Here is a 7029-nt window from a genome sequence, read left to right as displayed (position 1 = left end):
CCGTCAGCGCGGGACGCAAGCCGCAGGGGGCCGAGCACTGGCTGCCCTTCTTCCACGACCGGCTGGAGACGCTTTTCGACTACCTGCCGCAGGCGCCCGTCTGCCTCGACGATCAGGCCGGCGCGGCGCACCGCAGCCGGTGGGAAAGCGTGACCGACCAGTACGAGGCGCGCCAGGAGGCGATGACCCGCAAGGATCGCTTCGACACGGTCTACAAGCCGGTCCCGCCGGAGCGCCTCTATCTCGACGAGGGCGCTCTGGAGACCGCGCTCGGCGCGCGGCGGGTGGCGCAGTTCCATCCCCTGCCGCAGCCCTCGGGGCCGGGCGTGACGGACGCGGGCGGGCGCATCGGGCGCAGTTTCGCGCCTGAGCGGCAGAACGAGAATATAAATCTTTTCAGCGTTCTGGCGGAGCACATTCACGCAAGACTCCAGGAGGGGCCGGTCGTCGTCGCCTCCTATTCCGAGGGCGCGCGCGAGCGTCTCGACGGGCTTCTGGAGGACGAGGGGCTGGCCGGGGCGATCCCCGTGACCGACGCCACGCGCATCGGCAAGGCGGGGCTGCACCTCGCCGTCTGGCCGCTGGAGCAGGGCTTCACCCGGCCGGGGCTGACCGTGATCTCCGAGCAGGACGTGCTCGGCGACCGGCTGATCCGGGGCGCGAAGAAACGCCGGCGGGCCGAGAACTTCCTGACCGAGGCTCAATCGCTCTCGCCGGGCGATCTGGTCGTTCACGTCGAGCACGGGATCGGGCGCTACAAGGGGCTCGAGGTCGTCACCGCGGCGGGTGCGGCGCACGAGTGCCTGGTGCTCGAATACGCCGAGGGCGCGAAGCTCTACCTGCCGGTCGAGAACATCGAGCTGCTGACGCGCTACGGCCACGAGGAAGGCCTGCTCGACAAGCTCGGCGGCGGCGCCTGGCAGGCGCGCAAGGCGCGCATGAAGGAGCGCATCCGCGAGACCGCCGAGCGGCTCATCCGCATCGCCGCCGAGCGCGAGCTCAGGAAGGCGCCGGTGCTGGAGCCGCAGGACCACGCCTGGGAGGCGTTCTGCGCGCGCTTTCCCTACGAGGAGACCGAGGACCAGATGCGCGCCATCGAGGACGTGCTCGGCGACCTCGAGGCCGGGCGCCCGATGGACCGGTTGATCTGCGGCGACGTGGGCTTCGGCAAGACCGAGGTGGCGATGCGCGCGGCCTTCGTCGCGGCGATGCAGGGCCGGCAGGTCGCGGTGATCGCGCCGACGACGCTGCTCGCCCGCCAGCACGCGCAGAGCTTCCGCGACCGCTTCCGGGGCTTCCCGCTGGAGGTGCGCGCGCTCTCGCGCTTCGTCACGAGCCGTGAGGCGACGGCGACGCGCGCGGGCCTCGCCGACGGGACGGTGGACATCGTGGTGGGCACGCATGCGCTGCTGTCGAAGTCGGTGAAGTTTTCCGACCTCGGCCTGCTGATCGTGGACGAGGAGCAGCGCTTCGGCGTCGGGCACAAGGAGCGCCTCAAGCAGCTCCGTTCCGATGTGCATGTGCTGACGCTGACGGCGACGCCGATCCCGCGGACGCTGCAGATGGCGCTTTCGGGGGTGCGCGATCTCTCGGTGATCGGCACGCCGCCCGTGGATCGGCTGTCGATCCGCACCTATGTCGGCGAGTTCGACGCGGTCACCGTGCGCGAGGCGCTCCTGCGCGAACACTACCGCGGCGGGCAGAGCTTCTTCGTCGTCCCCCGTGTCGCCGACCTGCCCGAGATGGAGACGTTCCTGCACGAACAGGTGCCGGAAGTGAGCTTCGTCATCGCGCACGGGCAGATGGCGGCGGGCGAGCTCGACGACCGGATGAACGCCTTCTACGACGGCAAGTACGACGTGCTGCTGGCGACGACGATCGTGGAATCGGGCCTCGACATCCCGACGGCGAACACGATGGTGATCCACCGCGCCGACCGCTTCGGCCTGGCGCAGCTCTACCAGATCCGCGGGCGGGTGGGGCGCGCCAAGACGCGGGCCTACGCCTATCTCACCACCAAGCCGCGTGCGCCGCTCACGCCGCAGGCCGAGAAACGCCTGCGCGTGCTGGGCAGCCTCGACGCGCTCGGCGCGGGTTTCACGCTGGCGAGCCAGGATCTCGACCTGCGCGGCGCGGGCAACCTCATCGGCGAGGAGCAGTCGGGCCAGATGCGCGACGTGGGCTTCGAGCTTTACCAGTCGATGCTGGAAGAGGCGATCGGCAAGATCCGCTCGGGCGAGGCCGAGGGGATCGCGGAGACGGGCGAGCAATGGGCGCCGCAGATCAACCTCGGCGTGCCGGTGCTGATCCCCGAGGACTACGTGCCCGACCTCGACGTGCGGCTCGGGCTCTATCGCAGGCTCTCGTCGCTGACGACCAAGGTCGAGCTCGAGGGCTTCGCCGCCGAGCTCATCGACCGCTTCGGCGAGCTCCCGCGGGAGGTGAACACGCTCCTCGTGGTGGTGCGCATCAAGGCCATGTGCAAGCGCGCCCATATCGCCAAGCTCGACGGCGGGCCGAAGGGGGCCACCGTGCAGTTCCACGAGGACCGCTTTCCGAACCCGGAGGGTCTCGTGGAGTTCATCAAGGCGCAGAACGGCCTCGCCAAGGTCAAGGACAACAAGGTCGTGGTGCGGCGGGACTGGACGAGCGAGAAGGAGCGCGTGCGCGGCGCCTTCGCCATCGCGCAGGATCTCGCGAAGAAGGCCGAGGCGGTCGCCGCGGAGTGACGCCAAGCGGGCTTGGCCAAGGCGCTTGGAAGCGCCTTGGGCGGCGGCGTCAGCCGCCGCCGCGGCCGGCGGCGCGCTTCTGCTCCAGGAGCCGGCGCGCGCGCCGCTCGGCGAGACGCACGCGCACCGAGGTCATGAAGGCCTCCTGCGTGGTCGAGGAGGTGGCGCCGAGCGCCTCGGCCAACTCGTTGACGAGCCGGTCGTCGCCGAGCTCGTCGGCCGCCTCGATCGCGTCGCGCGCCAGCGCGTCGGCCAGGTCCTCCGTCACCCCCATCGGCGTCCCCCGATCATCGCGTCGTTTCCGTCAGGCGGCGCTTCACGTAGTCGGTGACCGTCTCGATCATCGTCTCCATGTGCTCGCCCTCGAAGAAATGGCCCGCGCCCTCGACCTCGTCGTGGCTGACGGTGATGCCCTTCTGTTCCTGAAGCTTGGAGGCCAGCGTGGCGGTGTCCGAGGGCGGCGCGACGCGGTCGGCCGTCCCGTTGATCAGGAGCCCGGACGAGGGGCAGGGCGCAAGGAACGAGAAATCGTACATGTTCGCCGGCGGCGAGACCGAGATGAAGCCCGTGATCTCGGGCCGGCGCATCAGGAGCTGCATCCCGATCCAGGCCCCGAAGGAGAAGCCCGCGACCCAGCAGTGCTTGGAATTCTGGTTCATAGACTGCAGGTAGTCGAGCGCGGAGGCCGCGTCGGAGAGCTCGCCCACCCCCTGGTCGTATTCGCCCTGGCTGCGGCCCACGCCGCGGAAGTTGAAGCGCAGGACGGTGAAGCCCATCCGGTGAAAGGCATAATGAAGGTTGTAGACGACCTTGTTGTTCATCGTGCCGCCGAACTGCGGATGCGGATGCAGCATCAGCGCGATCGGCGCGTCGCGGTCCTTCTGCGGGTGGTATCGGCCTTCGAGACGGCCCTCGGGACCGGGAAAGATGACCTCGGGCATTGGGTCTTGTGGCTCCTGCTGGGGCGGACGGAATCGTTGACGGGACGGCCGTACCTTCTTAGAACTATTCTAATCAGTGTGCGCTGGGCCCAGAGGCAACTAAGCACTGCGGCACGCGCGGTCAATATTCCGAGACGGGAAGGGGGCGGGCGGTGAAGCTCAGCACGAAGGGGCGATACGCGATGGTGGCGCTGGCGGACATCGCGCTTCAGCCGGAGGACGCGCTGGTGAGCCTCGGCGACATCGCGAAGCGGCAGGCGATCTCGCTGCCCTACCTCGAGCAGCTCTTCGTGCGGCTGCGCCGGGCGGGGCTGGTGACCTCGGTGCGCGGGCCCGGCGGGGGCTACCGGCTCGCGCGGCCGGCCTCCGAGATCCGCGTGGTCGAGGTGCTCTCGGCCGTCGACGAGACCGTGGACGCCATGCAGAAGGGGCTCGGCGCGACCGGCGGGCTTTCGGGGACCAAGGCGCAGTCGCTGACGAACCGCCTCTGGCAGAGCCTCTCGGCGCAGGTCTATGTCTTCCTGCACCAGACGCGGCTCTCGGACGTGGTGAACAACACGCTCGCGCCGTGCCCGGCGGTGCCGGATCTTTTCTCGGTGGTGGACGAGTGAGCGCATACGGCGGGCCGTGTCGGGGGGCGCTGCCCCCGTCGCGCCGTCCGGCGCGACTCCCCCGGAGTATTTTCGCCAAGATGATGGGCCGCGAGGAGGCACGGGGATGAGCCGGGTCTATCTCGACTGGAACGCGACGGCGCCGCTGCGCCCGGAGGCGCGGCAGGCGGTGGCCGGTGCGCTCGACCTGATCGGCAACCCGTCCTCGGTGCATGACGAGGGCCGCGCGGCGAAGGCGGCGGTCGAGCGGGCGCGGGCGCAGGTGCTCGAGGCGATCGGGGGCGAGGGCTACGACCTCGTCTTCACCTCCGGGGCGACGGAGGCGGCGGCGCTGGCCTGCGCGGGGCGCGGTCTTCTCGGCGCGGGCATCGAGCACGACGCGGTGCGCGCCTGGGTCGAGGAGGGGCTGCCGGTGGACGGCGACGGGCGCGTGACGGTCACCGATCCGGCCCGGTCGGCGCTGCAGCTCGGCAATTCGGAGACGGGCGTCGTGCAGCAGCTGCCCGCGGGGCTCGCCGTCTCGGACATGACGCAGGGCTTCGGCAAGCTGCCGCTCCGGCTGTCGGAGACGGGGGTGGAGATGGCCTTCGTCTCGGCGCACAAGATCGGCGGGCCCAAGGGGGTGGGCGCGCTCCTTCTGCGGCAGGGGCGCGACGTGGCGGCGCGCATCCGCGGCGGCGGGCAGGAGATGGGCCGGCGCTCGGGGACCGAGAACATCCCCGGGATCGCGGGCTTCGGCGCGGCGGCGGAGGCGGCGCGGCGCGACCTGGACGCGGGGCTCTGGGACGGGGTCGCGGAACTTAGAAATATTCTAGAGAAAAACCTTGAGGCCCTCGGGGACCAGATTATTTTGGTCGGGAAAGGGGCGCCGCGGCTTCCGAACACGGTCTGCGTCGCGACGCCCGGCTGGAAGGGGGAGACGCAGGTGATGGCCATGGATCTTGCAGGGATCGCGGTCTCGGCCGGGTCCGCCTGTTCCAGCGGAAAGGTCCGGGCGAGCAGCGTGCTGCGCGCCATGGGCCACGACGAGACGGTCGCGGCGAGCGCGCTGCGGGTGAGTTTCGGGCCCGGCGTCACGCGGGCGGAGCTCGACCGCTTCGCGGAGCGCTGGGGTGCCGCGCTGAAGCGGCACCGGGCCCGCGCGGCCTGAGCGTCGGGACGATCGAGCGGCGGCCCTGCGACAGCGGGCCGTCGGGCGCCCCGGAGGGGACATGAGGTAACCCCCTGTCAGGGGGTGGAAGCGAGAAGCGTCAGCGGGCCGCCGGCCCCGACCAGACCGAGGAGACGAACGATGAGCGCATTGGACAAGCTCGACGTGAAGGAAGGCGTCGACCGCGAGACGGTCGAGACCGTGCGCGAGGTCGGCGGCAAGTACAAGTACGGCTGGGAAACCGACATCGAGATGGATTACGCGCCGAAGGGCCTGACGGCCGATATCGTGCGCCTCATCTCGGAGAAGAACGGCGAGCCTGAGTGGATGACCGACTGGCGGCTCAAGGCCTACGAGCGCTGGCTGCAGATGAAGGAGCCCGAGTGGGCCTTCATCGATTACCCGACGATCGACTTCCAGGACCAGTATTACTACGCCCGTCCGAAGAGCATGGCGGAGAAGCCGAAGTCGCTCGACGACGTGGATCCGAAGCTCCTCGAGACCTACGCGAAGCTCGGCATCCCGCTGAAGGAGCAGATGGTGCTCGCCGGGGTCGAGGGCGCGGAGGACGCGGCCCCGGCCGAAGCGCGCGAGGGCGAGCGGAAGGTCGCCGTGGACGCGGTCTTCGACAGTGTCTCGGTCGGCACGACGTTCCAGGCGGAACTGAAGAAGGCGGGCGTGATCTTCTGCTCGATCTCGGAGGCGATCCAGGAGCACCCCGAGCTCGTGAAGAAGTACCTCGGCTCGGTGGTGCCGGTCTCGGACAACTTCTATGCCACGCTCAACAGCGCGGTCTTCTCGGACGGGTCCTTCGTCTACGTGCCGCCGGGCGTGCGCTGCCCGATGGAGCTTTCGACCTACTTCCGGATCAACGCGGAGAACACCGGGCAGTTCGAGCGCACGCTCATCATCGCCGACAAGGGCTCTTTCGTGAGCTACCTCGAAGGCTGCACCGCGCCGCAGCGCGACGAGAGCCAGCTGCACGCGGCCGTCGTCGAGATCATCGCCGAGGAGGACGCGGAGGTGAAATACTCCACCGTCCAGAACTGGTTCCCCGGCGACGAGGACGGCAAGGGCGGCATCTACAACTTCGTCACCAAGCGCGCCGACTGTCGCGGCGACCGCTCCAAGGTGATGTGGACGCAGGTGGAGACGGGCAGCTCCGTGACCTGGAAGTATCCCTCCTGCATCCTGCGCGGCGATGACAGCCAGGGCGAGTTCTACTCGATCGCCATCACCAACAACCACCAGCAGGCCGACACCGGCACCAAGATGGTGCATCTGGGCAAGAACACCCGCTCGCGCATCGTCTCCAAGGGGATCAGCGCCGGGGTCTCGTCGAACACCTACCGCGGGCTCGTCTCGATGCACCCGAAGGCGAAGAACAGCCGCAACTACACGCAGTGCGACTCGCTTCTGATCGGGGACAGGTGCGGCGCGCACACGGTTCCCTACATCGAGGTGAAGAACAACTCGAGCCGCGTGGAGCACGAAGCGACGACCTCGAAGGTGGACGACGACCAGCTCTTCTATTGCCGCTCGCGCGGCATGGACGAGGAAGAAGCCGTGGCGCTGATCGTCAACGGCTTCGCCAAGGA

General features: G+C 69.3%; 6 protein-coding genes. 4 read left to right on the top strand and 2 right to left on the bottom strand.

Annotated elements, in window-relative coordinates:
* On the top strand, positions 1-2729 hold a 2729-nt coding region (mfd, locus tag ACESL7_RS10970; RefSeq protein ID WP_372893365.1), incomplete at its 5' end, for a transcription-repair coupling factor.
* A 49-nt stretch (positions 2730-2778) separates the two neighbouring features.
* Here the strand turns inward: mfd and ACESL7_RS10965 are convergent.
* The gene (locus tag ACESL7_RS10965; RefSeq protein WP_372893364.1) at positions 2779-3003 is read right to left on the bottom strand and encodes a hypothetical protein; all 225 of its coding nucleotides are present in this window, start codon (positions 3001-3003) and stop codon (positions 2779-2781) included.
* A 13-nt stretch (positions 3004-3016) separates the two neighbouring features.
* Positions 3017-3670 carry an alpha/beta hydrolase gene (locus ACESL7_RS10960; RefSeq protein WP_372893363.1) on the bottom strand — a complete coding sequence of 218 codons (654 nt, stop codon included), beginning with the start codon at positions 3668-3670 and terminating at the stop codon, positions 3017-3019.
* Positions 3671-3822: 152 nt separating this feature from the next.
* Between ACESL7_RS10960 and iscR the strand changes: the two genes are divergently transcribed.
* The 3 genes from iscR to sufB form a co-directional block, all read left to right on the top strand.
* Entirely contained in the window at positions 3823-4281 is a 459-nt protein-coding gene (gene iscR / locus ACESL7_RS10955; RefSeq protein WP_372893362.1) for a Fe-S cluster assembly transcriptional regulator IscR, read from the top strand.
* A 106-nt stretch (positions 4282-4387) separates the two neighbouring features.
* Positions 4388-5431: a cysteine desulfurase family protein gene (locus ACESL7_RS10950; RefSeq protein ID WP_372893361.1), complete on the top strand. Its 1044-nt coding sequence runs from the start codon at positions 4388-4390 to the stop codon at positions 5429-5431.
* Positions 5432-5572: 141 nt separating this feature from the next.
* On the top strand, positions 5573-7029 hold a 1457-nt coding region (gene sufB, locus ACESL7_RS10945), incomplete at its 3' end, for a Fe-S cluster assembly protein SufB (protein WP_372893360.1).

The organism is Rhodosalinus sp. (assembly GCF_041685465.1).
Taxonomy (GTDB): Bacteria; Pseudomonadota; Alphaproteobacteria; order Rhodobacterales; family Rhodobacteraceae; genus Rhodosalinus.
The sequence above is the reverse complement of the archived record's forward strand: the minus strand, read 5'-3'. Positions and strand labels throughout refer to the sequence as shown.